This window comes from Methylobacterium sp. AC315 (genome assembly GCF_979253755.1).
This window is the reverse complement of the sequence record NZ_CEEDEA010000005.1, coordinates 1-23261: the sequence shown is the minus strand read 5'-3', so window position 1 is coordinate 23261 and position 23261 is coordinate 1. Positions and strand designations below refer to the sequence as shown.

18 protein-coding genes are annotated in these 23261 nt (G+C 69.2%); 8 read left to right on the top strand and 10 right to left on the bottom strand.

Going from position 1 to position 23261, the window contains the following annotated elements:
• Positions 1-35: 35 nt before the first annotated feature.
• Complete coding sequence (gene lptG / locus AC0IY0_RS10225) at positions 36-1124, bottom strand: LPS export ABC transporter permease LptG (RefSeq protein ID WP_147906642.1); 1089 nt, start codon at positions 1122-1124, stop codon at positions 36-38.
• Between the two features lie 7 nt (positions 1125-1131).
• Positions 1132-2292, bottom strand: coding sequence for an LPS export ABC transporter permease LptF (lptF, locus tag AC0IY0_RS10220; RefSeq protein ID WP_147906643.1), 1161 nt, complete (start codon positions 2290-2292; stop codon positions 1132-1134).
• Between the two features lie 183 nt (positions 2293-2475).
• Here lptF and AC0IY0_RS10215 point away from each other — a divergent pair, with 183 nt between their 5' ends.
• From AC0IY0_RS10215 to msrP, 4 genes are all read left to right on the top strand, one after another.
• The gene (locus AC0IY0_RS10215) at positions 2476-3987 is read left to right on the top strand and encodes a leucyl aminopeptidase (protein ID WP_471763733.1); all 1512 of its coding nucleotides are present in this window, start codon (positions 2476-2478) and stop codon (positions 3985-3987) included.
• Positions 3988-4287: 300 nt separating this feature from the next.
• The gene (locus AC0IY0_RS10210) at positions 4288-4962 is read left to right on the top strand and encodes a hypothetical protein (protein WP_419830380.1); all 675 of its coding nucleotides are present in this window, start codon (positions 4288-4290) and stop codon (positions 4960-4962) included.
• A gap of 102 nt (positions 4963-5064) precedes the next feature.
• Positions 5065-6819 (top strand): AMP-binding protein, encoded by a 1755-nt coding sequence (locus tag AC0IY0_RS10205; protein WP_471763732.1) that lies wholly within the window; start codon positions 5065-5067, stop codon positions 6817-6819.
• Positions 6820-6958: 139 nt separating this feature from the next.
• A complete protein-coding gene (gene msrP, locus AC0IY0_RS10200) occupies positions 6959-7912 on the top strand; it encodes a protein-methionine-sulfoxide reductase catalytic subunit MsrP (RefSeq protein WP_147906646.1) in 954 nt (317 codons plus the stop codon).
• Between the two features lie 145 nt (positions 7913-8057).
• On the opposite strand, the gene AC0IY0_RS10195 is transcribed toward msrP, so the two are convergent.
• The 6 genes from AC0IY0_RS10195 to carB all read right to left on the bottom strand — a co-directional run bounded on the left by AC0IY0_RS10195 (position 8058) and on the right by carB (position 15839).
• Positions 8058-8948, bottom strand: coding sequence for a LysR family transcriptional regulator (locus AC0IY0_RS10195; protein ID WP_147854249.1), 891 nt, complete (start codon positions 8946-8948; stop codon positions 8058-8060).
• 263 nt (positions 8949-9211) lie between these two features.
• Positions 9212-10192: a thioredoxin-disulfide reductase gene (gene trxB / locus AC0IY0_RS10190; RefSeq protein ID WP_147937839.1), complete on the bottom strand. Its 981-nt coding sequence runs from the start codon at positions 10190-10192 to the stop codon at positions 9212-9214.
• Positions 10193-10206: 14 nt separating this feature from the next.
• Positions 10207-11256 carry a mitochondrial fission ELM1 family protein gene (locus tag AC0IY0_RS10185; protein WP_471763731.1) on the bottom strand — a complete coding sequence of 350 codons (1050 nt, stop codon included), beginning with the start codon at positions 11254-11256 and terminating at the stop codon, positions 10207-10209.
• 33 nt (positions 11257-11289) lie between these two features.
• A complete protein-coding gene (locus tag AC0IY0_RS10180; RefSeq protein ID WP_471763730.1) occupies positions 11290-11793 on the bottom strand; it encodes a hypothetical protein in 504 nt (167 codons plus the stop codon).
• 5 nt (positions 11794-11798) lie between these two features.
• Positions 11799-12275: a transcription elongation factor GreA gene (gene greA / locus AC0IY0_RS10175; protein ID WP_187193718.1), complete on the bottom strand. Its 477-nt coding sequence runs from the start codon at positions 12273-12275 to the stop codon at positions 11799-11801.
• A gap of 90 nt (positions 12276-12365) precedes the next feature.
• Complete coding sequence (carB, locus tag AC0IY0_RS10170; RefSeq protein WP_147906651.1) at positions 12366-15839, bottom strand: carbamoyl-phosphate synthase large subunit; 3474 nt, start codon at positions 15837-15839, stop codon at positions 12366-12368.
• A 305-nt stretch (positions 15840-16144) separates the two neighbouring features.
• Here carB and AC0IY0_RS10165 point away from each other — a divergent pair, with 305 nt between their 5' ends.
• The gene (locus AC0IY0_RS10165) at positions 16145-16579 is read left to right on the top strand and encodes a pseudoazurin (protein ID WP_147937834.1); all 435 of its coding nucleotides are present in this window, start codon (positions 16145-16147) and stop codon (positions 16577-16579) included.
• 31 nt (positions 16580-16610) lie between these two features.
• Here the strand turns inward: AC0IY0_RS10165 and AC0IY0_RS10160 are convergent, their stop codons facing one another.
• On the bottom strand, positions 16611-16988 hold the full coding sequence (locus tag AC0IY0_RS10160) for a hypothetical protein (protein WP_147906653.1): 378 nt from the start codon (positions 16986-16988) through the stop codon (positions 16611-16613).
• Positions 16989-17110: 122 nt separating this feature from the next.
• On the bottom strand, positions 17111-18358 hold the full coding sequence (gene carA / locus AC0IY0_RS10155) for a glutamine-hydrolyzing carbamoyl-phosphate synthase small subunit (RefSeq protein ID WP_147937832.1): 1248 nt from the start codon (positions 18356-18358) through the stop codon (positions 17111-17113).
• Positions 18359-18550: 192 nt separating this feature from the next.
• On the opposite strand from carA, the gene AC0IY0_RS10150 reads away from it, so the two are divergent.
• The 3 genes from AC0IY0_RS10150 to rpoD all read left to right on the top strand — a co-directional run bounded on the left by AC0IY0_RS10150 (position 18551) and on the right by rpoD (position 23232).
• Positions 18551-19012, top strand: a complete 462-nt coding sequence (locus AC0IY0_RS10150) for a GatB/YqeY domain-containing protein (RefSeq protein WP_147854239.1) — start codon at positions 18551-18553, stop codon at positions 19010-19012.
• Positions 19013-19132: 120 nt separating this feature from the next.
• Positions 19133-21031: a DNA primase gene (dnaG, locus tag AC0IY0_RS10145; RefSeq protein ID WP_471763729.1), complete on the top strand. Its 1899-nt coding sequence runs from the start codon at positions 19133-19135 to the stop codon at positions 21029-21031.
• 200 nt (positions 21032-21231) lie between these two features.
• Positions 21232-23232 carry an RNA polymerase sigma factor RpoD gene (gene rpoD / locus AC0IY0_RS10140; protein ID WP_147906656.1) on the top strand — a complete coding sequence of 667 codons (2001 nt, stop codon included), beginning with the start codon at positions 21232-21234 and terminating at the stop codon, positions 23230-23232.
• The last annotated feature ends 29 nt before the right edge of the window (positions 23233-23261 follow it).

Sequence of the window (23261 nt, the reverse complement as noted above, 5' to 3'; positions counted from 1 at the left end):
ACACCCGTCTCCCGTCCCGCGATGACTCACGGGCGTCAGCCGTCTTCCTGGTACAGAAGCGTAAGCGTACCGAGAAGACTGCCTACCACGGCGGGGAACCAGGCCGCCACCGGTGCGGCGACGAGTCCGGAGGCGCCGAGCCCCTCCATGACCTGTCGGACCACGTAGAGAGCGAAGCCCGCCGCGACGCCGCCGAGGACGAGTTTACCGACCCCACCAAAGCGGAAGAACCGTAAGGAAACGGTTGCAGCCACGATCACCATGGCCAGAAACAGGACCGGCCGGGCCCACAGGACATCGTACTGAAGACGGTATCGGGTGGCGTCGAGACCGGCCCGCTCGGTCCGCGCGATGGTTGTGGGAAGTTGCCAGAAAGGCACAGATTCCGGGGGGGTGAAGCGCTGCCGGACCTGCCCGGGGTCCAAGTTCGAGGCGATCAGGTAGGTGTCGAACGACTCAGGCGGCGCGTCCGGGGCCAGCACGCGGGCGTCCGACAGCGCCCAGTAGCCGTCGTGCAGGGTGGCCTGGGCGGCCACGATCTGCTCGGCGAACTTGCCGGCCTCGTCGAAGGTGAAGACCGAAACGCCCGCCAGGGTCGTGGTGCCCTCGATGGCGGTCTCGGCCCGGATGATCGCCTCGCCGTCCAGGCCGCGCTGGCGGATCCAGAGATCCTTGCCGGACCCCGCCTTGGTCGACTTGGCGAAGATCTTGGCCTCGATCTCGGTGGAGCGCTGCTTCAGCAAGGCCGAGACCGGGTTGTAGATGCCGACGGCCACGGCCCCCAGCGCCAGGGCCACGAAGAAGCCGGGCTGGAGGAACTGCCAGGCCGAGATCCCGGCCGCACGCGCGACCACCAGTTCCAGCTTGCGCGAGAGCTGCAGCAGGGCTGCCATCGAGCCGAACAGCACCGCGAAGGGCAGCACGCCCTCGGCCACCGCCGGGGTGCGGTAGAGCGAGAGCAGCGCCATCAGCCCGGTGGAGGCGCCCTCGGCCTCGCCGGCCCGGCGCAGGAGCTCGACGAAGTCCAAGGTGTAGACCAGCGCGAACACGGTGACGAACACACCGAGCACCGTGCGGGCGAACCGGGCGGCGAAGTAGCGCCCGAGGGTCGGACCGATCAGCATCGTGGGCTCAGCGTGCCGGGGCGAGGCGCGGGGCGCGGAACAGGGCGCGCACCGCGCCCGCCACCGCGGCATTGAAGGCGCGCACCCGCGGGCCGAAGAAGATCAGCAGGCCGGACAGCGCGATCGCCAGGAGCGGGACACCGTAGATCGCCGCCACCGCCCCGGCGCTGCGCGCGGCGGCGCTCACCGCGGCGAAGCCGGCGATCCGCAGGGCGACCACGGCCAGGATCGCCCCGGCGACCGCGAGCCCGCGGCCCTGCCGGGTGGTACGGGGATCGCCGAGCGCCGCGAAGGCGATGAAAACCAGGGCCAGCGGATAGAGGCAGGCCGACAGCCTATCGTGCAGCTCGGCCCGGAACCGGCCCTTCTGCAGCTTGTAGTAGCCCTCGGTCTGGTCGGGGAACAGCAGCTGCGAGGTCGAGCGCTCGCGCGGCTTGTAGATCGTGTCGGCATCCGGGGGCGCGAAGGCCGCGAGGTCGATCGTGTAGCGCTCGAAGGTCAGGATCGAGGAATCGCGCGAATCTTTCTGCTGCTGGTGGACGCTGCCGTTCTCCAGGACCAGGAAGCTCTGCCCGTCGATGTCGACGGCGTTGCCGCGGTCGGCGAGGTAGACCTTGGTCTTCCCGGCCTCGCGCCGGTCCTGGATGAACAGGCCCTTGAGCACGCCGCCGGGCCCGCGCTCGCGGAAGTGGAAGGTGATGCCGTTGTCGAGCTGGGTGAACTGCCCCTCCTTGACGACGTTCGCGATGAAGTCGCCCCGCACCCGGGTGATCACGTCGCGCAGCTCCTGGAAGCTCGCGGGCATCACCACCACCACCAGGAACCCCACCAGGAAGCTCACGATCAGCGCGAGCGTCAGGAACGGCCGCAGCAGCGCGCGCGGCGGCATGCCGGCGGCCGACATCACGATCAGCTCGGAATCGCCGTTGAGCTTGTTCAGCGCGTACACGGTGCCGATGAACAGCGCCACGGGCGCGATCACAACCACCAGCGTCGGCAGCGACAGCCCGGTCACGAACAGGAAGACCAGGAGGGTCTGGCCCTTGGCGGTCACCAGATCGAGCTCGCGCAGGGCCTGCGTCAGCCAGATCGTGCCGGTGAGGCCGATCAGGCACGCGAGGCTCGCGCCCAGGGCGATCCGAAAGATGTAGCGCTCGATCTGCCTCATTGGCCCGGCAGTTCCGCCCGTCCTCTCGCGCCCTCACGGGCCAGGGAACCGACAAAAGGGGCGATTCCAGGGCTGCTGCGTCGCGTTGCGTTTGCCGCCTCAGCGGCTACACAAGGCGGATCACGCCTTGCGGCATGGCCCAAGCGTGGGAACGGCTGCGGAACATTGGGCAGGACGACGGGTATGGCGGACGGTATCGAGATCGGTTTCGGACCCCTGGAGCAGAGCGGCCAGGGCCCGGGAGGAACGGGCGATCTCGTGGTGTTCGTCGGCGACGACCTCGCCCTCGGCTCGGCGGCCCGGGCGGCGCTCGGCGCCGCGGGTGCCGACCTCGTGGCGAAGGCCGCGGCCTCGGAGAAATTCAAGGGCCGCTCGCTCAGCGCCATGAGCCTGCCGACGCCGGCGGGCGTCAGCGCCGACCGGCTCGTCGTGGTCGGGCTCGGCTCCGAGAAGGACCGGGCCAAGACCGACTGGCCGGCGCTCGGCGGCTTCACCGCCGGCAAGGTCGCGGGCCGGGCGGCCCGGGTGGTGCTCGACTGGCCGGGCACGAATGTCAGCGCCGCGCAGGCCGGCGAGTTCGCGCTGGGCGCGCGCCTGCGGGTCTACGCCTTCGACCGCTACAAGACCAAGAAGAAGCCCGACGCCGAGGACAAGAGCGGCACCACGCTCACCCTCCTGCTCGCCGAGCACGGCACGGCCTCCCGCGAGGGCGAGGGCGCCCGGACCCTGTCCGAGGGCGTGATCCTGGCGCGCGACCTCGTGAACGAGCCGCCGAACGTGCTCTTCCCGGATGAGTTCGCCCGGCGCGCCTCGGAGCTGTCGAAGCTCGGCGTCGAGATCGAGGTCATCGAGCCGGCGCGTATGCGCGAACTCGGCATGGGCGCGCTGCTCGCGGTGGCGCAGGGCTCGGTCCGCGAGCCGCGCATCGTGATCATGCGCTGGAACGGCGGCCCCGCCGGCGAGGCACCGGTCGCCTTCATCGGCAAGGGCGTGGTGTTCGATTCCGGCGGCGTCTCAATCAAGCCGGGCGGCGGCATGGAGGACATGAAGGGCGACATGGGCGGCGCGGCCGCCGTGGTCGGCGCGCTCCACGCGCTTGCCAGCCGCAAGGCCCGGTGCAACGTCGTCGGCGCAATCGGCATCGTCGAGAACATGCCGGACGGCGGCGCCTACCGCCCGTCCGACATCCTGACCTCCATGTCCGGCCAGACCATCGAGGTCATCAACACCGACGCGGAGGGCCGCCTCGTGCTCGCCGACGTGATCACCCACGTGGTCCGTAGCGCCAAGCCGAAGGCAATGGTCGATCTCGCGACGCTGACCGGGGCGATCATCGTGGCGCTCGGCCAGGACATCGCCGGGATGTTCTCGAACGACGACGCGCTGGCCGCCAACATCAACGCTGCCGGCGAGGCCACGGGCGAGAAGGTCTGGCGGATGCCGCTGATCCCCGCCTACGACAAGGCGATCGATTCCAAGTTCGCCGACATGAAGAACACCGGCGGCCGCCACGGCGGCGCCGCCACCGCGGCCTCGTTCATCAAGCGCTACGTCGAAGAGGTGCCGTGGGCGCATCTCGACATCGCGGGCGTGGCGATGTCGTCGAACGCCAGCGAGATCAACCGCAGCTGGGGCGCGGGCTGGGGCGTGCGCCTCCTCGACCGGCTGGTGCGCGACCATTACGAGGCGCGGTGAGGCGGATCATGTGTCTGAGCTGCTCAGCGTCGGAGATGCCGTCGTCTGGTCTATGGACGGCAGCCTGACAGACCGATTTTGTCATTCCGGGGCGCCGCAGGCGAACCCGGAACCCATAATCGCCGACGCGGCCAGGTTTCGATCGGTCGGTGGCTATGGGTCCCGGGCTCCGCTGCGCGGCCCCGGGATGACAAGGTGGGTGCCCAGGTGCCAGCATGATCCGGACGCCGGCAACGGAACGATCGTTTGATAGGGGCGCGCCCTGTGCAGTCCGTTGCGCGTGACCAGACCGATGCGTCTGTGGCCGATCTGAGAAAGATGCTCCTGGCCGCAGCCCCGATCCTGGCCGCGCTCGCGGCGCTGGCGCTGGTGACCGTCACCGGCTTCAGCCAGCGCTCCGCCGTGCCGGAGGCGTTCGAGCCCTGGATCTACGGCTACTTCATCGCCCGCTATCCGCTCTTCGCCTTCGCGCTCGTCTACGGGATCGCGCATCTCGCGACGGTCGCGGCGGGGCCGGGGCCGGCCTCGGCATTCCGACGGATCCTGTTCGCGTCGCTCGGCACCGCGGCCCTCGCTGTGATCGGTCTCTACCCGACCTTCGGAGGCCTGATCCTGCGCGGCGGCTACGCCACCGGCGGGATGGCGTTCCTGACCCATCAGCCCCTATGGCTGGCCTACGGGCTCGGCGCCGGCGTCGCGGCGGCGATTTTCGGCGGCACCCTCGGCCTGTTCGCTCTGGCCGCCAACCGGCCCCTGCGCCCGCGTCTGCGGCGGATCGGGGCCGGATTGCTGGCGTACCTGGCCCTCTGGTTCGGCGCCGGCGTGATCGGGCTCGCGGTCCCGCTCGGGTTCGGATCCTGGCCGCTCCGGGGCCTGCGCCTGCCCGAGGCCGGCCTTGCCGCGCTGCTCCTTTCCGTCGCCGCCCTGCCGCACGCCGCGCTGACGACATTCAGCCGGCTACGTCGGACCGCCTGACGGCGGCGCCTTGCTAGTGGCGGTGGGTTCGCCCACAGTCGGGGGGTTCTGCGTAGGGACGAGACCCGACCGTCGAGAGTCGGGCTCGCGGGAGACGACGCGATGCGCGAGGCCAGCGTAATCGAGCACGGTGCGACGGCACGCACGCACGGGTCCGAGACGGATCCGGCGTTCGCACGGCTTTCCCCCCGTCCCTGGCTCGCCGCTTATCCGCCGGGGGTCCCGGCCGAGATCGACGTCGACAGCCTCGGTACGCTGGTCGACCTGTTCGAGACCAGCGTCTCGGCCTTCGCCAACCGCCCGGCGATGCTCTGCTTCGGCTCGACCCTGACCTATGCGGGCCTCGGCAAGCAGGCGCGCGCCCTGGCGGCCTGGCTGCGCGCCCAGGGGCTGGCGAAGGGCGACCGCGTCGCGATCATGCTGCCGAACGTGCCGGCCTACGCGGTGGCCCTGTTCGGTGTGCTCTCGGCCGGCGGGACGGTGGTCAACGTCAACCCGCTCTACACGCCCCGGGAATTTTCCCAGCAGATCAACGATTCGGGCGCTCGCTTCCTGATCGTCCTCGAGAATTTCGGCGCGACCGTCGCGGCGGCTCTGGCCGACGTGACGCTGGAGCGCATCCTCCTGGTCGGCCCCGGCGACGGCCTCGGGCTCAAGGGTCAGGTGATCAACCTGGCTAGCCGCCACGTGCGCAAGGCCGTGCCGCCGTTCCAGCTGCCCGACGGGCTGGCGCTGCCGTTCACGACCGCCCTGCGCCGGGGCAGCGGCATGCCGCACGCCTCGGTGCCGGTCGCGCCGGAGGATCTGGCGTTCCTCCAATACACCGGCGGGACAACGGGCGTGGCCAAGGCGGCGATGCTCAGCCACCGCAACATCATGGCCAACGTCGAGCAGTCGCAGGTCTGGTTCAACTCGAAGGATCCGAGCATCCTCCGCTGCGCCGTCACGGCCTTGCCGCTCTACCATATCTTCGCGCTGACGGCCTGCTTCTTCCAGTTCATGCGCAACGGCGGGTCGTGCCTGCTGATCCCCAATCCGCGCGACTGCGACGGCATGGTGAAGACCCTCAGCCGCCACCGCTTCACGTGCCTGATGGGCGTGAACACGCTGTTCAACGTGCTGATCAACCACCCCAAGATCGACACGGTCGACTTCTCGAACCTCGACTTCGTCGTCGGGGGCGGGACGGCGGTGCAGCGTCCCGTGGCCGAGCGCTGGAAGGCGCTCACCGGCAACACCATCCTGGAGGGCTATGGCCTGTCGGAGACCTCTCCGGTGGTGAGCGCCAACCCGCCCGGCATGACGGAGTTCTCCGGGACGATCGGGTTCCCGTTCCCGTCCACCGAACTCTCGATCCGCGACGCCGCCGGCAAGCCGGTGCCGCCGGGCCAGCCGGGCGAGATCTGCGTGCGCGGGCCCCAGGTGATGCGCGGCTACTGGAACCGGCCGGATGAGACCGCGCGCGCGATGACGCCGGACGGCTTCTTCCGCACCGGGGACGTCGCCGTGATGGAGCCGGACGGCCAGATCAAGATCGTCGACCGGATGAAGGACATGATCCTCGTCTCGGGGTTCAACGTCTATCCGAACGAGGTCGAGGAGGTGCTGGCGGCCCATCCGGCGGTTCTGGAATGCGCGGTGGTCGGCGCGCCGAGCGAGGAGACCGGCGAGATGGTGGTCGCCCACGTGGTGATGAAGGATCCGGCGGTCTCCACCGACGCCCTGCGGGCGCATGCCCGCACCCAGCTCACCGGCTACAAGGTGCCCCGCCGGGTGGTGCTGCACGACGCCTTGCCCAAGACCAATGTCGGCAAGGTGCTGCGCCGGGTCCTGCGCGACGAGACGCCGCCCGGCTGAGCGTGCCCGCGGCGGATCGTCGTCGGCCGCGCACGTAACCGCCTGCCCCGATCGCCGAATGGTGAGACTGCGGCGGTTGTACCCCTGTCGGCGCAGACCGATCTGTGGGCTGTTCGCGCGGGACAGGCGAGGAGAAGCGATGTTGATCCGGAGCAGGCGCGGGTGGGAGATCCCGGAGACCGAGGCCACGCCCGAGGCCGTCTTCCTGAACCGCCGGGCACTGATCGGAGCCGCCGCCGGGCTGGCCGCCGGATCCGTCCTGGGCGGTCGCTCCGCCTTCGCGGCCGCCGGTGATGCGGCGCTCTACCCGGCGCCGCGCAACCCGGCCTACACGCTGGACCGGCCGCTGACGCCGGAGCAGTTCAGCGGCGCATACAACAACTTCTACGAGTTCGGCACGTCCAAGACGGTGCTGCCGGCCGCCAACGCCCTCAAGACCCAGCCCTGGACGCTGAAGATCGACGGCCTTGTGGAGAAGCCGTTCGAGATCGGCGTCGAGGACCTGATCCGGAAGATCGGACTTGAGGAGCGGCTGTACCGTCACCGCTGCGTCGAGGCCTGGTCGATGTCGGTGCCGTGGACGGGGTTTCCCCTGTCGAAGCTCGTGGCGCTCGCCAAGCCCGGCTCCGGAGCCAAGTATATCCGGTTCGAGACCTTCATGGACAAGGCGATGGCACCGGGCCAGCGCGCGTTCTACTATCCCTGGCCCTACACCGAGGGTCTGACCCTGGCCGAGGCCGGCAACGACCTCGCCTTCGTGGTCACGGGCGTCTACGGCAAGCCGCTGCCGAACCAGTTCGGCGCGCCGATCCGCATCGCGGTGCCGTGGAAATACGGGTTCAAGTCGGCGAAGTCGCTGGTCAAGATCTCGTTCACCGCCGACCGACCCAAGACGTTCTGGGAGGGCCTGCAGGCCTCGGAGTACGGCTTCTGGGCCAACGTGAACCCGGCGGTGCCGCATCCGCGCTGGAGCCAGGCCTCCGAGCGGGTCCTGGGCACCGACGAGCGGGTGCCGACGCTGATCTACAACGGCTACGGCGAGCAGGTCGCCGGGCTGTACAAGGGGCTGGAGGGCGAGCGGCTGTTCCTGTGAGGGACGACTAGATCCCATATGGCCTGGGCGCCTTGGTGGGGTTCTCAGGGGCGAAGCCCCTGAGACTTGCAGGGCGGAGCCCTGCACCCGCAAAAGATCGACGATCTTGTGAAACCGGACCTATCATCGACCGCGCAAGGGCCGGTCAGTAGGTCCAGCGCTGCGCCTTCGAAACCAGGAAGTCGCGAAACGCCTGCACCCGGGCGACCGAGCGCATCTCCTCGGCGTAGACCAGGTAGCTCTCGAGGCTCGGCATCTCGGTGTCGCGCAGCACCTGGGTGAGCTGCTGGTCGCCGTCCACCGCGTAGTCGGGCAGGATGCCGATGCCGGCGCCGGCTTCCATGGCCCGTTGGAGCGCGCCGATGTTGTTCACCGTCAGGTGGACGCTGCGCCGGTCGCGGCCCTCACGCCCGGCATCGGCCAGCCAATGGGCCGCCAGCAGGTAGGAGGGCTCGTTGCCGCCGAACGAGACCAGGCGGTGATTGTCCAGTTCCTCGATGGTCTTGGGCTCGCCGAAGCGCTTGACGTAATCGACGCTGGCGAACGCGTGGTAATGCACGGTGAACAGCCGGCGCTGGATCAGGTCCGGCTGGGCCGGGCGACGCATGCGGATCGCCACGTCCGCCTCCCGCATGGCGAGGTCGAGCTCCTCGTTGGTCAGGATCAGCTCGATCCGCACATCGGGGTAGAGGTCCAGGAATTCGCCGACCCGTTGCGACAGCCACGAGGTGCCCAGCCCCACCGTGGTGGTCACCTTGAGGTCGCCGGTCGGCCGCTCGGAAGTCTCCACGAGGCGCGCCCGGGTGTTCTCCAGGCGCAGCTTCATGTCCCGGGCGGCGCGGAACAGCAGGTCGCCCTGCTCGGTCAGGATCAGGCCGCGGGCGTGGCGGTGGAACAGCGGCGCCTTCAGCTCACGTTCCAGGGCGCTGATCTGGCGACTGACCGCCGATTGGCTGAGGCCGATATCGTCGCCCGCCTTGGTGAAGCTGCCCGCCTCTGCGACGTTCAGGAAGATCCGGATCTTGTCCCAATCCAAGGCGAGAACCCCCACCACCGCGAATCCGCATTCGATGCGCGGCCCGCGCCGGGCCGGTGCTGCATCAGGCGTAGCACCGGGCGATCCGCACGCGGCCGACGCCGCGCGGACGCGGCCGGCGCTGCTGGGGCATGCAAGGTTTGCAGCCCTGCCCGGTCAGAACCCCTATGCGCCCGGCGCATGGTCCGACGCAAGGGTTCAGATCGCGAAGTTGTTGACAGGACTTTGGTCCGAGAGCGCCGAAGCCTTGGCGCTGCGTGGTCTCACTCGGCGGCAGCGGCCTGGATCGGGCTCTCGCCGATCTCCAGGTTGGCGAGGAACTTCTCGGCCTCCAGGGCAGCCATGCAGCCCATGCCGGCAGCCGTGATCGCCTGCCGGTAGACGTCGTCGGTCACGTCGCCCGCAGCGAACACGCCGGGGATCTCGGTCTCGGCGGTGCCCGGTCGCACCGACAGGTAGCCGCCGTGGCGCATGGGCAGCTGGCCCTCGAAGATCGCGGTGGCCGGCTGGTGACCGATCGCCACGAACACGCCGTCGGCGGGCACGTCGCTGATCTCGCCCGAACGCGGATCCTTGAGCCGGACATGGGTGACCGTCGGAGCCGGCTTCTGCACGCCGCAGATCTCGGCGATCTCCCGGTGCCACAGCACGGTGACGTTCGGGTGCTTGAACAGCCGCTCCTGCAGGATCCGCTCGGCCCGGAAGCTGTCCCGGCGGTGCACCACCGTGACCTTCTTGGCGATGTTGGCGAGGTACAGCGCCTCCTCGACCGCGGTGTTGCCGCCGCCGACCACCACGACTTCCTTGCCGCGGAAGAAGAAGCCGTCGCAGGTCGCGCAGGCCGAGACGCCGCCGCCCTGGAACGCCGCCTCGGAGGGCAGGCCGAGCCACTTGGCCTGGGCACCGGTGGCGATGATCAGCGCATCGCATGAATAGGTCTCGCCCGAATCGGCCTCCAGCCGGAACGGCCGCTGCTTGAGATCCACCGACGTGATGTATTCCGAGACGATCTTGGTCCCGACATGCTCCGCCTGCAGCCGCATCTGCTCCATGAGCCACGGCCCCTGGATCGCCTCGGCGAAGCCCGGGTAGTTCTCGACGTCCGTGGTGATCATCAGCTGGCCGCCGGGTTGGAAGCCGGAGATCAGCAGCGGCTCGACCATCGCGCGGGCGGCGTAGACCGCGGCCGTGTAGCCGGCCGGGCCGGATCCGACGATCACGAGCTTGGCGTGCGTGTGGGCCATCTCTCTCGTTCCCTTCAGGTCAGTCCGGTCGCGCGGTGCGCAGCGTAAGCCTTGGCGAGTGCCTCGGCTATCACCGGGGTCGCGTCGATCGGCTTGTAGGGCAGATCGACTAAGCGACCGGTGAACGGCCGCAGCGCCCCGGCGATCGCCAGGCCGGCGAACATCCGCCGATGCCGGATATAGGTACGCGGCAGGTCGAACAGCAGAACGGGTGCGCCGGTCGCCACCGCCTCGCTGACCATGTTGGCCGAATCGGAGGTGACCACGATCGCCTCGGCGAGCGCCAGCATGGCGACGTAGGGGTTGTCGCCGGTGCCGTCCCAGAGGAAGCCCCCGGTCTCGGCCGTGAGCGTCTTGACCGCGTCGCGCAGCGGGTTGGGCGTGCGCCGGGAGATCGTCACCATCAGCCGGCAGCCCTGGTCGATCAGGCTGCGCAACTCGCCCACGAGGCGCTGCATGTCGGTCTTGCGGTAGCTCAGGTGCCGGCTATCGCCGCCCACCAGCACCGCCACGCGCGGCCCGTCGAGGTTCGCGAGCCGCGGATCCGGGTTGGCCCGGGCCGCCTCCAGCCGGGCGGCGGTGACCAGGTGCGGCGCCGTCAGGGTCGTGAAGACGTTGGGGCCGCGCAGGTCGTCGTAATCCGGCACCCAGATGAAGTCGGCGCTGTCCGCCCCGGTCCGCGGATCCTTGAGGAACGCCGTGAAGGTCCGCCCGTCGGTTGCGCGCCGCAGCGCCCGGAGATACGGCACCGCCCGGCGGCCCGAGGCGATCAGCAGGTCGGGGTAGGGCCCGGACAGGGCGCCGTTGCGGCGGCGCGGGCTCTCGCGCGGGTCGATCGGCCCCCACGGGGCGACCCATCCGAATGGGCCGGCGGCCGGGACCTGGCGGATCTCGAACGGGACCCCGAGGGTTTCGGCGATGCCGACGCACTGGTTCTCGTCGCCGGCCTTGCCGTCGGTGATGATCCAGGCCCGGGCCTGCGACAGTTCGGGAGGGGGCTCGCGCCGCACGGATGTCTGAGCCGGCGAGGCGGGCGTCGCCTCCGGCACGTCGATGCTTCTCATCGGGAACGCCTTACACCGCGGGCCGGGCCGGGGCTAATTCCGCGGCAGGTCGCGGGCGAGCCACTGGGCGTAGATGTCGGCGATCGCCGCCAGCCGCCGCGCCTCGAAATCGGGGGCGTACCACGCGCCGCCGTAGCTCGACGGGGTCGCGGTCATCTGCGGGTGACGCCCGAGCACCTGCCCGTTGCGGCCGACGAGAAGCGCCTCCCCCTCCAGGTAGTCGGTCTCGAAATTGCCGCCCCGGCCGCGCATCGCGCCGCCGCCGACATAGGGGCGCAACGACAGCGCCGTCACGACCACCACCAGACGCGGTCCGGCGCCGCCGATCCGCCCCGCGAAAGTCTTGCGCAGGGCCGCGCTCAGGTCGGCCGCGAGCGCGTCGGCCTGGAGGCCGGCGCCCTTGTCCCGCAGGGGCCGCACGTCGACCCGGACGTCGGAGAAGGTTGCGGTCGGCGGAAAATCGCCGGCCGCCGAGGCCGGCACCAGCCCGCACAGCAGGAGGAGGCCGGCGAGCCAGCTCCGGGCATACGCGCGCATCGCGCTCAGCCGCCGAACTGGACGCCGACGACCTCGTACGACTTGCCGCCGCCCGGCGTCGTCACCTCGACCGTGTCGCCGACACCCTTGCCGATCAGCGCCCGCGCGATCGGGGACGTGATCGAGACCCGGCCCGCATGCACGTCGGCCTCGGGCTCGCCCACGATCTGGTAGGTCTTCTCCTCCTCCGTGTCGTCGTCGACGAGCTTCACGGTGGCGCCGAACTTGATCTTGTCGCCGGACAGCTTCGCGACGTCGATGATCTCGGCCCGCGCGATCATGCTCTCGAGTTCCATCACGCGTCCCTCGTTGTGGGACTGAGCCTCCTTGGCAGCGTGATACTCGGCGTTCTCGGACAGGTCGCCGTGCGCGCGGGCTTCGGCGATGGCCGCGACGATGCGCTGGCGCTCCACCTGCTGGCGGTGCTTCAGCTCCTCCTCGAGAGCCGCGAAACCGCGCACCGTGATCGGAACCTTGTCTATCGTCATCGTCTCGCGCCACAATGAAGAGGCCCGGCCGAGAGTGAAGCACTCTCCCCGGGCCACGAAGTTAAGTCAGCGGGACCCTGAGGCTCAGGCCGCAAAGTATTCTTGCAAGGCGCGAACCTGGAGATCGCCTTCTAGATAGGCCTTGATCCCTTCGGCCGCAGCCATCGCGCCGGCTAGAGTGGTGTAATACGGCACCTTATGCAAGAGGGCCGCGCGGCGGAGCGAGCGCGAGTCCGACAGCGCACCCGCGCCCTCCGTCGTGTTCAACACGAGCTGGATGTCACCGTTCTTGATCGAGTCGACCACGTGCGGCCGGCCCTCCAAGACCTTGTTGACGCGCTCGGCCGGCACGCCGTTCTCGACCAGGTATCTCTGCGTCCCGCCGGTGGCCAGGATCGAGAAGCCGAGTTCCGACAGCAGCTTCACACTCGGCAGGATCCGGGCCTTGTCGGCGTCGCGCACCGAGACGAACACGGTGCCGGAGCGCGGCACCTGCGTGCCCGAGCCGAGCTGGCTCTTGGCGAAGGCCACGCCGAAGCTGGCATCGAGGCCGATCACCTCGCCGGTGGAGCGCATCTCCGGTCCGAGCAGGACGTCGACGCCGGGGAAGCGCGCGAACGGGAACACCGCCTCCTTGACGGCGATGTGGGCCAATTCCTTGCGCTTGAGGCCGAAGCTCGCGAGCTTCTCGCCGGCCATCACCCGGGCGGCGATCTTGGCGATCGGCTCGCCGATCACCTTGGCGACGAACGGCACGGTGCGGGAGGCGCGCGGGTTCACCTCCAGCACGTAGATGTCGCCGTCCTTGATCGCGTACTGCACGTTCATCAGGCCGCCGACCTTGAGCGCCAGCGCCATCGCGGTGGTCTGGCGCTCCAGCTCGGCGATGGTCTCCGGGGAGAGCGAGCGCGACGGCAGGGAGCAGGCGGAATCGCCGGAGTGGATGCCGGCCTCCTCGATGTGCTCCATGATGCCGGCGATGAACACGTCCTGCCCGTCGCAGACGGCGTCCACGTCGATCTCCACGGCGTCCGACAGGTAGCGGTCGAACAGCAGCGGGTTCTTGCCCAGCACCGTGTTGATCTGCCCGGTCTTGTCGTTCGGATAGCGTGCGACGACGTCGGACGGGATCAGGCTCGGCAGCGTGCCGAGCAGGTAGTCGGCGAACTGGCTCTCGTCGCGGATGATCGCCATGGCGCGGCCGCCCAGCACGTAGCTCGGGCGCACCACGAAGGGCAGGCCGAGTTCGGAGGCGATCAGCCGGCTCTGCTCCACCGAGTAGGCGATGCCGTTCTTCGGCTGCTTCATCCCGAGCTTGTCGAGGAGGCGCTTGAACTGGTCGCGGTCCTCGGCGAGGTCGATCGCGTCCGGCGAGGTGCCGAGGATCGGCACGCCGGCAGCCTCCAGGGCGCGGGCGAGCTTCAGCGGGGTCTGGCCGCCGAACTGCACGATGACGCCGTGCAGCGTGCCGGCCTGCCGCTCGGTCTCGATGATCTCCAGCACGTCCTCGGCGGTCAACGGCTCGAAGTAGAGCCGGTCCGACGTGTCGTAGTCGGTCGAGACCGTCTCCGGGTTGCAGTTGACCATGATGGTCTCGTAGCCGGCCTCCGACAGCGCGTAGCAGGCGTGGCAGCAGCAATAGTCGAACTCGATGCCCTGGCCGATCCGGTTCGGTCCGCCGCCCAGGATGATGATTTTCTTGGCATCCGTCGGTTGCGCCTCGTCGACGACCGTGCCGGCGAAGGGGGCGACGTAGGTCGAGTACATGTAGGCGGTCGGCGCCTTGAACTCGGCCGCGCAGGTGTCGATGCGTTTGAAGACCGGACGGATGTCGAGCGCCCGGCGCTTGGCCCGGACCTCGGATTCCTCCAACTTCGCCAGCACGGCGAGGCGCGAATCCGAGAAGCCGGCGGCCTTGAGCTGGCGGAACGCCCCGGGAGTGCCCGGCAGCCCGTGGGCCTTCACCCGGTTCTCCAGGTCGACGATCGCCTGGATCTGCTCCAGGAACCACGGATCGACCTTGCAGGAGGCGTGGACCTCCTCGTGGCTCACGCCGAGGCGCAGGGCCTGGGCGATCTTGAGCAGCCGGTCCGGCGTCGGCACACCGAGCGCCGCCTTGATGGCGTTGTGGTCGTCGCCGCGGCCGAGGCCCTCGATCTCGATCTCGTCGAGACCGGTCAGCCCGGTCTCCAGCGAGCGCAGGGCCTTCTGCAGCGATTCCGCGAAGCAGCGGCCGATCGCCATCGCCTCGCCGACCGACTTCATGGCGGTGGTGAGCGTCGGCTCTGCGCCCGGAAACTTCTCGAAGGCGAAGCGGGGGATCTTGGTGACGACGTAGTCGATCGTCGGCTCGAACGAGGCCGGGGTCGCGCCGCCGGTGATGTCGTTGGCGATCTCGTCGAGGGTGTAGCCGACCGCGAGCTTAGCCGCGACCTTGGCGATCGGGAAGCCGGTGGCCTTGGAGGCCAGCGCCGAGGAGCGCGAGACGCGCGGGTTCATCTCGATCACGATCATCCGCCCGTTCTCGGGGTTGATCGCGAACTGCACGTTCGAGCCGCCGGTCTCGACGCCGATCTCGCGCAGCACCGCCAGCGATGCGTCGCGCATCACCTGGTATTCCTTGTCGGTGAGCGTCAGCGCGGGGGCGACGGTGATCGAGTCGCCGGTATGCACGCCCATCGGGTCGATGTTCTCGATGGAGCAGACGATGATGCAGTTGTCCGCCTTATCGCGGACTACCTCCATCTCGTACTCCTTCCAGCCGAGCACGCTCTCCTCGATCAGGACCTCGTTGGTCGGCGAGGCGTCGATGCCGCGCTCGACGATGTCGAGGAACTCCTCGCGGTTGTACGCGATGCCGCCGCCGGTGCCGCCCATGGTGAAAGACGGGCGGATGATCGCCGGCAGGCCGACCTCGGCCAGCGCGATCAGGGCCTGTCCAAGGGCGTGCTCGCTGTAGCGCTTGCGCCGCTCGGATTCACCGGACTGCCACTTGCGCTCGAAGGCCGTGATCGCCCCGGCGCGCGCCTGCGGGTCGGCGTTGGCGGCCTCGATCCGGGCGATCTCGGCCAGAAACTTCTCCCGGTCGGCCTTCTTGGCCGCCGAGGCGTTGGCGAGCGCCGATTTCGGGGTGTCGAGACCGATCTTGGTCATCGCGTCCCGGAACAGGCTCCGGTCCTCGGCCTTGTCGATGGCCTCCGCGGTGGCGCCGATCATCTGCACGCCGTACTTGGCTAGCACGCCCATCTTCTGCAGCGACAGGGCGCAGTTCAACGCCGTCTGGCCGCCCATGGTCGGCAGGATCGCGTCGGGGCGCTCCTTCTCGATGATCTTGGCGACGATCTCCGGGGTGATCGGCTCGACGTAGGTCGCGTCCGCCATGTCCGGGTCGGTCATGATCGTCGCGGGGTTCGAGTTCACCAGGACGATGCGGTAGCCCTCCTCACGGAGCGCCTTGCAGGCCTGGGTCCCGGAATAGTCGAACTCGCAGGCCTGCCCGATGATGATCGGTCCCGCACCGACGATGAGGATCGAGGAGATGTCGGTGCGCTTGGGCATCTGCGGCCTTTTCAGGCCAAGCGCGCCCGATCGGGCACGGCTCGGATCGGCCCTGCTCCCGGACGCGCGTGGCGGGATTGTCGTTGAGCGCCGCGTTTACACGGCGGATCGGCGCATTGGAAGGCCGTGCGCGTTCGGCGATGGTGCGGGGCGTTGCCGGCGGGTCCGCGGGCCTCACGCCAGATTCAAATAGTTCTGAAGTCTTCGCCCGATGGCGAACGGCATTGTCGAGTCGTTCCCAGCTCCATAAAGCTCTTTCGATCGACGGGTCCGTCGATTGAAACGATAACAATTCGAGATTGACGATGATCAGGGAAACGTTCAGCGCGGCGATGCTTCTGCTCGGCGCGGCAGCCGGCGCACGGGCGACGGAAGTCTCCGTTAAGACGCTCAACAACGGCCCGGGCGGGATGATGGTCTTCGATCCGGCCTTCGTGAAGATTCAGCCCGGGGACACGGTCCGGTTCGTGCCGGCCGACAAGGGCCACAACGCCGAACTCATCAAGGGCATGGCGCCCGAGGGCGCGCCGACCTTCAAGACCGTGGTCGGCAAGGAGGAGGCTGTGACCTTCGACACGCCCGGCCTCTACGGCTTCAAGTGCTCGCCGCACTACATCATGGGCATGGTCGGCCTGATCGAGGTCGGCGACAAGCCGGAGAACCTCGAGGCCGCAAAGGCGGTCCAGCACGGCAAGCTCGCCGCCAAGCGCTTCGAGCCGCTGTTCGAGAAGGTGCAGTAGGGGTCCGGCGGGGGCGGCCCGTTGTCCCCGCTCAGAATCCGGCGTGAAGCGCGGCGAGCGCCCGGTCGATCGACAGGTAGAAGATTCCGAAGGCGACCAGGGCGGCGGCGGCGAATTCGAGCGCGACGTTCGAGAGCGTTTGCGCCCGGCGCAGCATCTCGCGGCCGAAATACAGGGACACCCAGGCGAACGCGAGCACGGCCGGCATCGCGAACAGGTAGGACACCGTGCTCTCGACCCGGTCCAGGCCGGCGGCGGGATCGATCAGGGCGCGGATGTTGCGCACCCAGGGGGCGTAGACGGCGGCGTAGAGCGCGGTCGCCCAGGCGAGGCTGGCCGCGACACCGAGATGGAACGTGAAAGTCCGGTGCAGGCGGGAGAAGTCGTCGCGCGCCTCGTCGATGGTCATCCGGCAATCCCCCCGGACGGAACCGCCATGTGCGGCCCGTCGATGGGTTCTATAAGCCGCCGGAATTCGCGGATTTTGTGACCCCGGCGCGGCCTGAATGGGACCGCGCCGACGCGGACCGATCAGGCGTCCTTCGCGGTCTCCGGCGCACCGGAGCGCATCAGCGCGACGAAGCGCTCGAACAGGTAGTGGCTGTCGCGCGGGCCAGGCGAAGCCTCGGGATGGTGCTGCACCGAGAAGGCCGGGCGGTCGGTGAGGGTGAGCCCGCAATTCGAGCCGTCGAACAGCGAGACATGGGTCTCGACCGCGCTGGCCGGCAGGCTCGCGGGATCCACCGCGAAGCCGTGGTTCATCGAGACGATCTCGACCCGGCCGGTGGTCTTGTCCTTGACCGGGTGATTCGCCCCGTGATGGCCCTGGCCCATCTTCAGCGTCCGGCCGCCGAGCGCGAGGCCCATGAGCTGGTGCCCCAGGCAGATGCCGAAGGTCGGCACCTTCTCGTCCAGCAGCTTGCGGATCACCGGCACGGCATAGGTGCCGGTCGCCGCCGGGTCGCCGGGACCGTTGGACAGGAACACCCCGTCGGGCTTCAGCGCCAGGATCTCCTCGGCGCTGGTGGTGGCCGGTACCACGGTGACGTCGCAGCCGGCCTGGGCCAGCAGCCGCAGGATGTTGCGCTTCACGCCGTAATCGATCGCCACGACCTTCAGGCCCTCGCCGGGCGCGCGCTTGCCGTAGCCGTCGCCGAGCGCCCAGACGGTCTCGGACCATTCCGAGTTGGCGCGGCTGGTCACCGGCGGCACGAGGTCGAGGCCCTCCATCGGGGCGAGGGCCGCGGCCCGGGCCTTCAGGGCCTCCCGGTCGAACCGGCCCTCGGGATCGTTGGCGATCACGGCGTTGGGCATTCCGCCGTCGCGGATGCGGGCGGTGAGCGCCCTTGTGTCCACCCCGGTGATCCCGACGATGCCGCGGGCGTCGAGCCAGCCGTCGAGATGTGACGACGACCGCCAGCTCGACGGCTTGGTCACCGCCGAGGCGATCACGGTGCCGCGCACGCCCGAGGCCGGGGCCGCCTCGAGGCTCTCCAGATCCTCGTCGTTGGTGCCGACATTGCCGATATGCGGGAACGTGAAGGTGACGATCTGCCCGGCATAGGACGGGTCCGTCAGGATCTCCTGGTAGCCGGTCATCGCCGTGTTGAAGCAGACCTCCCCGTCGGCGACGCCGGTCCGGCCGATGCCGAAGCCCTCCAGGATGGTCCCGTCGGCCAGCACCAGCAGGGCCGTCGCGACGGGCTCCGCCCAGGGCTCGGGGGCAGCGGCTTTGGAGCCAGCGGGTTTGGAGGCCTGCGCGGCGGCGTCTTGCAGCATCGGGTCGGTCTCGCTTATGTCCGGCCGAAGGCAGGCACCGCGATGCGGTACGCTCGGCTGGCGGCATGATCGTGTGCGGCGCTCTTAGCGAGCGGCCCGCGATCGGGTCAATGTGGCCGTGCGGCCGACGAGGCTCAACACCCGCAAAGTGCAGGCCAGCCCCCCGTTTCTCCCGTCAAAAGGTTCATCGAGATGCTGCGCGCCCGCCTCACCACCGAGATGAAGGAGGCCATGAAGGCCGGCGACAAGGACAAGCTCGCCACCGTGCGGATGATCCAGGCCGCCCTCAAGGACAAGGACATCGAGGCTCGCGGCCTCGGCAAGGAGCCGGCCTCCGACGAGGAGATCCTGTCGCTGCTCCAGAAGATGATCAAGCAGCGCACCGAATCGGCTACGGTCTACGAGCAGGGCGGACGCCCGGAACTCGCCGCCAACGAGCGCTCCGAGATCGCGATCATCGAGGCGTTCCTGCCCAAGCAGATGGACGAGGCCGAGATGAAGGCGGCGGTCGACGCCGCGATCCTCGAGACCGGCGCCGCCGGCCAGAAGGACATGGGCCGCGTCATCGCCGCCCTGAAGGGCACCTTCGCGGGCCGGATGGATTTCGGCAAGGCGAGCGGGCTGGTGAAGGCCGCGCTGGCGGCGAAGGGCTGAGACCGAGGCGCCGGCTCTCCCCACAATCCCCCGCCTGATCGAACGATCGACCGACCGGGCGGGACTCGGACCGCCCGGGCGCGCTATATCCAACGGTCAGGCAGTCGATCCGCAGGCCCCGTGCGCTATCCGCCCCACATCCTGGAAGAGATCCGCGCCCGGCTGCCGGCCTCGGCCGTGGTCGGCCGGCGGGTGCAGCTGAAGAAGGCCGGCCGCGAATGGCGCGGCCTGTCGCCGTTCAACGCCGAGAAGACGCCGTCCTTCTACGTGAACGACCAGAAGCAGTTCTATCACTGCTTCTCATCGTCCAAGCACGGCGACATCTTCACGTTCCTGATGGAGACGGAGGGCCTGAGCTTTCCCGAGGCCGTGGAGCGGCTGGCGAGCGAGGCCGGCGTCAGCCTGCCGGCGCCCACGGAAGATACCCGCGTCGCCGAGAAGCAGCGCGCCGGGGCGATCGAGGTCATGGAGATGGCCGCGCGGTGGTTCGAGGACCGCCTGCGGGCCGGGCCGGGCAGCGAGGCGCGGGCCTATCTCGAACGCCGGGGGCTCAAGGACGACACGCAGCGGGCCTTCCGGCTCGGCTACGCGCCGAACGAGCGCTACGCCCTCCGCGACCACCTGGCCGGGCAGGGGGTCGACAAGGCGCTGATGGTCGAGCTGGGCCTGCTCGCAGGCGGCGAGGATGTCTCGGTCCCGTACGATTATTTCCGCGACCGGGTGATGTTCCCGATCACCGACACCCGCGGCCGGGTCGTCGCCTTCGGGGGGCGGGCGCTCGCCAAGGAGGTGCGCGCCAAGTATCTGAATTCGCCCGAGACGCCGCTCTTCCACAAGGGCCGGACGCTCTACAACCTCCACGGCGCGCGCAAGGCCTCCCACGAGCGCAGCTCGATCATCGCGGTCGAGGGCTACGTCGACGTCATCGCCATGACCCTGGCCGGCCATCCCGAGACGGTGGCGCCGCTCGGCACCGCGCTGACCGAGGACCAGCTGGCCTTGCTCTGGCGCCACGCCGACGAGCCGATCCTCTGCTTCGACGGCGACAAGGCCGGACAGCGGGCGGCCTTCCGGGCGCTCGACATCGCCCTGCCGGCCCTGGAGCCAGGCCGCTCGCTGCGGATCGCCCTGCTGCCGGGCGGTCAGGATCCCGACGACCTGCTGCGCTCGGGCGGTCCCGGGGCGATCGACCAGGTGCTGCAGGCCGCGCTGCCGCTGTCCGAGCTGCTCTGGCGCCGCGCGCTCGAATCGGGGCCGGCCGATACGCCCGAGCGCCGGGCCGGCCTGACCCAGACGCTGCGCGCCACCGTCGCCACGATCCGCGACGAGACCGTCAAGCGCTACTACCGCGACGACATCGAGGAGCGGCTGCGCAGCCTGTCGCCCCGGAACGCGCGGTCCAGCGGGCCCGGGCCCGGCCCGAAGGGGCAGAACCGCCGCTTCGTTCGCCCGGGCGAACCGGTCTCGCCGCGGATCACCGGCAGCCCCAGCGCCTCGATGACCGCCTCGGCGGGCTTCTCCGGGGCGGCGCCGGTGCGCGAGGCGGTGATCGCCGGCACATTGCTGGTCCACCCGGAGATGCTCAGCGAGTTCGGCGACGAGGTCTCGGAACTCGACTTCGAGCACCCCGACGCGCGGGCGCTCCTGTCGGTCCTGGTCGCTTGTGCCGCAGAGGATGGACAAACGAACGCGGACCTGTTGCAAACCCGCATCACACGGGCTGGTCTCGGAGAGGCGGCGGAGCGGATTCTGGCGCTCGCCCGGTCCCGAGACCGGATTACGCTGTCCCCGCACGCCGATCCGCAGCAGCGCGCGGACGCTCTCAGACAGGCGATGATCTTGCACCGGCAGGCTGGCGCGCTACATAGCGAACTTCGCGAAGCACGGCAGGCGTTCGAAGACGATCCGACCGATGCCGGGTGGGCATGGCTCTGCGAAGTCAAGGCGAGGCTGGAGACCGTCATCGCTGCCGAGGCTGAAGCCGACAAGCCGGTGTCGAACGACTCGACCGCCGCATGACGGCCGTGCGATGGCGGTGGCGACGGGCCGAACCCCGCGTTAGTTAACAATTGGTCAAGCCTCGGGCTTGCATACGGAACCCGACGACTCAAGGCGTCCGGAGCAATCCGGGGCCACTCGCAAGTATCGCGGCGCCGACGGCGTGGAGCGGCCTTACTCAGGCCCCCGCAGCGCGCCGCACCCGAAACAATAGGCTGATCATGGCGACGAAGGCAACGGAACGGGACGAGACGGACGCTGCCCCCGAGCAGCAGACCGACGGGCCGCTCCTCGACCTGACGGATGCTTCGGTCAAGCGGATGGTCAAGCTCGCGAAGAAGCGCGGCTACGTGACCTACGAAGAGGTCAACGAGGTCCTGCCGGAGGGCCAGTCCGACCCTGACCAGCTCGAGGACGTGCTCTCGCAGCTGTCCGAGATGGGCATCAACGTGGTCGAGGCCGAGGAGACCGACGAGGCTGCAACCACCGAGAAGGCGGCGAACGGCGCCGACGGCGAGGAAGAGGAATCCGAGGGCGGCGAGGTGGCCGAGGTCGCGCCGACGCGCGCCGTCACGGTCGCCACGACCACCAAGGAGCCGACCGACCGCACCGACGATCCGGTGCGGATGTACCTGCGCGAGATGGGCTCGGTGGAGCTCCTGTCCCGCGAGGGCGAGATCGCGATCGCCAAGCGCATCGAGGCCGGCCGCGAGGCGATGATCGCGGGCCTCTGCGAGAGCCCGCTAACCTTCCAGGCGATCATCATCTGGCGGGACGAGCTCGTGGAGGGCAAGGTCCTCCTGCGCGACATCATCGATCTCGAGGCGACCTACGCCGGCCCGGACGGCAAGAACGCGCCGCAGATCGCCGAGGGCGAGAGCGAGGAGAGCGCCGAGGAGGCCGAGCCGCCGGCGCCGCCAGAGGGCGGCGACGACGAGGACGACCTCGAGAACAACGTCTCGCTCGCCGCCATGGAAGCGGAGATCAAGCCGCGGGTCCTCGAGACCTTCGACGCGATCGCCGCGAATTACCGCAAGCTGCGCAAGTTCCAGACCGAGGGCGCAGACCGCAAGGCTGCCGGCGAGAAGAACAGCCCGGCCCAGAACCAGAAGCAGATCGAGCTGAAGGACAGCGTCGTCGCCGACGTGAAGTCGCTGTCGCTCAACAACAACCGCATCGAGGCGCTGGTCGGCCAGCTCTACTCGATCAACAAGCAACTCATCGGCCACGAGGGCCGGCTGATGCGCTATGCCGAGAGCCACGGCGTGGCCCGGGACGAGTTTCTGCGCCACTACCAGGGCTACGAGCTCGATCCGAACTGGATGGAGCGCGTCGGCACGCTAGGCGGCAAGGGCTGGAAGAACCTGGTCGAGCGCGGCTCGAAGCAGGTGACGGAGCTGCGCGCCCAGATCCTCGACCTCGCCTCCGAGACCGGGCTGGAGATCGGCGAGTACCGCCGCATCGTCAACATGGTCCAGAAGGGCGAGCGCGAGGCCCGGCAGGCGAAGAAGGAGATGATCGAGGCGAACCTGCGCCTCGTGATCTCCATCGCCAAGAAGTACACGAACCGCGGCCTGCAGTTCCTGGACCTGATCCAGGAGGGCAACATCGGCCTGATGAAGGCGGTCGACAAGTTCGAGTACCGGCGCGGCTACAAGTTCTCGACCTACGCCACGTGGTGGATCCGGCAGGCGATCACCCGCTCGATCGCCGACCAGGCCCGCACGATCCGCATCCCGGTGCACATGATCGAGACGATCAACAAGATCGTCCGGACCTCGCGCCAGATGCTGCACGAGATCGGCCGCGAGCCGACCCCGGAGGAGCTGGCCGAGAAGCTGGCGATGCCGCTGGAGAAGGTGCGGAAAGTCCTGAAGATCGCCAAGGAGCCGATCTCGCTGGAGACCCCGATCGGCGACGAGGAGGACAGCCACCTCGGCGACTTCATCGAGGACAAGAACGTCGTCCTGCCGATCGACGCGGCGATCCAGTCGAACCTGCGCGAGACCACGACAAGGGTGCTGGCGTCGCTGACCCCGCGCGAGGAACGCGTGCTGCGCATGCGCTTCGGCATCGGCATGAACACCGACCACACCCTCGAGGAAGTCGGCCAGCAGTTCTCGGTGACCCGCGAGCGCATCCGGCAGATCGAGGCCAAGGCGCTCCGCAAGCTGAAGCACCCGTCGCGTAGCCGGAAGCTCCGGAGCTTCCTAGACAACTGAGCCCCCGTCGCGGCCCCCCCCCGCGGCGC

Excerpts from the sequence above, each read along its gene's own strand:
- lptG (WP_147906642.1), bottom strand. The coding sequence starts at position 1,124 with ATGCTGATCGGTCCGACCCTCGGGCGCTACTTCGCCGCCCGGTTCGCC.
- lptF (WP_147906643.1), bottom strand. The coding sequence starts at position 2,292 with ATGAGGCAGATCGAGCGCTACATCTTTCGGATCGCCCTGGGCGCGAGC.
- AC0IY0_RS10215 (WP_471763733.1), top strand. The coding sequence starts at position 2,476 with ATGGCGGACGGTATCGAGATCGGTTTCGGACCCCTGGAGCAGAGCGGC.
- AC0IY0_RS10205 (WP_471763732.1), top strand. The coding sequence starts at position 5,065 with ATGCGCGAGGCCAGCGTAATCGAGCACGGTGCGACGGCACGCACGCAC.
- msrP (WP_147906646.1), top strand. The coding sequence starts at position 6,959 with ATGTTGATCCGGAGCAGGCGCGGGTGGGAGATCCCGGAGACCGAGGCC.
- trxB (WP_147937839.1), bottom strand. The coding sequence starts at position 10,192 with ATGGCCCACACGCACGCCAAGCTCGTGATCGTCGGATCCGGCCCGGCC.
- AC0IY0_RS10185 (WP_471763731.1), bottom strand. The coding sequence starts at position 11,256 with ATGAGAAGCATCGACGTGCCGGAGGCGACGCCCGCCTCGCCGGCTCAG.
- AC0IY0_RS10180 (WP_471763730.1), bottom strand. The coding sequence starts at position 11,793 with ATGCGCGCGTATGCCCGGAGCTGGCTCGCCGGCCTCCTCCTGCTGTGC.
- carB (WP_147906651.1), bottom strand. The coding sequence starts at position 15,839 with ATGCCCAAGCGCACCGACATCTCCTCGATCCTCATCGTCGGTGCGGGA.
- AC0IY0_RS10165 (WP_147937834.1), top strand. The coding sequence starts at position 16,145 with ATGATCAGGGAAACGTTCAGCGCGGCGATGCTTCTGCTCGGCGCGGCA.
- AC0IY0_RS10160 (WP_147906653.1), bottom strand. The coding sequence starts at position 16,988 with ATGACCATCGACGAGGCGCGCGACGACTTCTCCCGCCTGCACCGGACT.
- carA (WP_147937832.1), bottom strand. The coding sequence starts at position 18,358 with ATGCTGCAAGACGCCGCCGCGCAGGCCTCCAAACCCGCTGGCTCCAAA.
- AC0IY0_RS10150 (WP_147854239.1), top strand. The coding sequence starts at position 18,551 with ATGCTGCGCGCCCGCCTCACCACCGAGATGAAGGAGGCCATGAAGGCC.
- rpoD (WP_147906656.1), top strand. The coding sequence starts at position 21,232 with ATGGCGACGAAGGCAACGGAACGGGACGAGACGGACGCTGCCCCCGAG.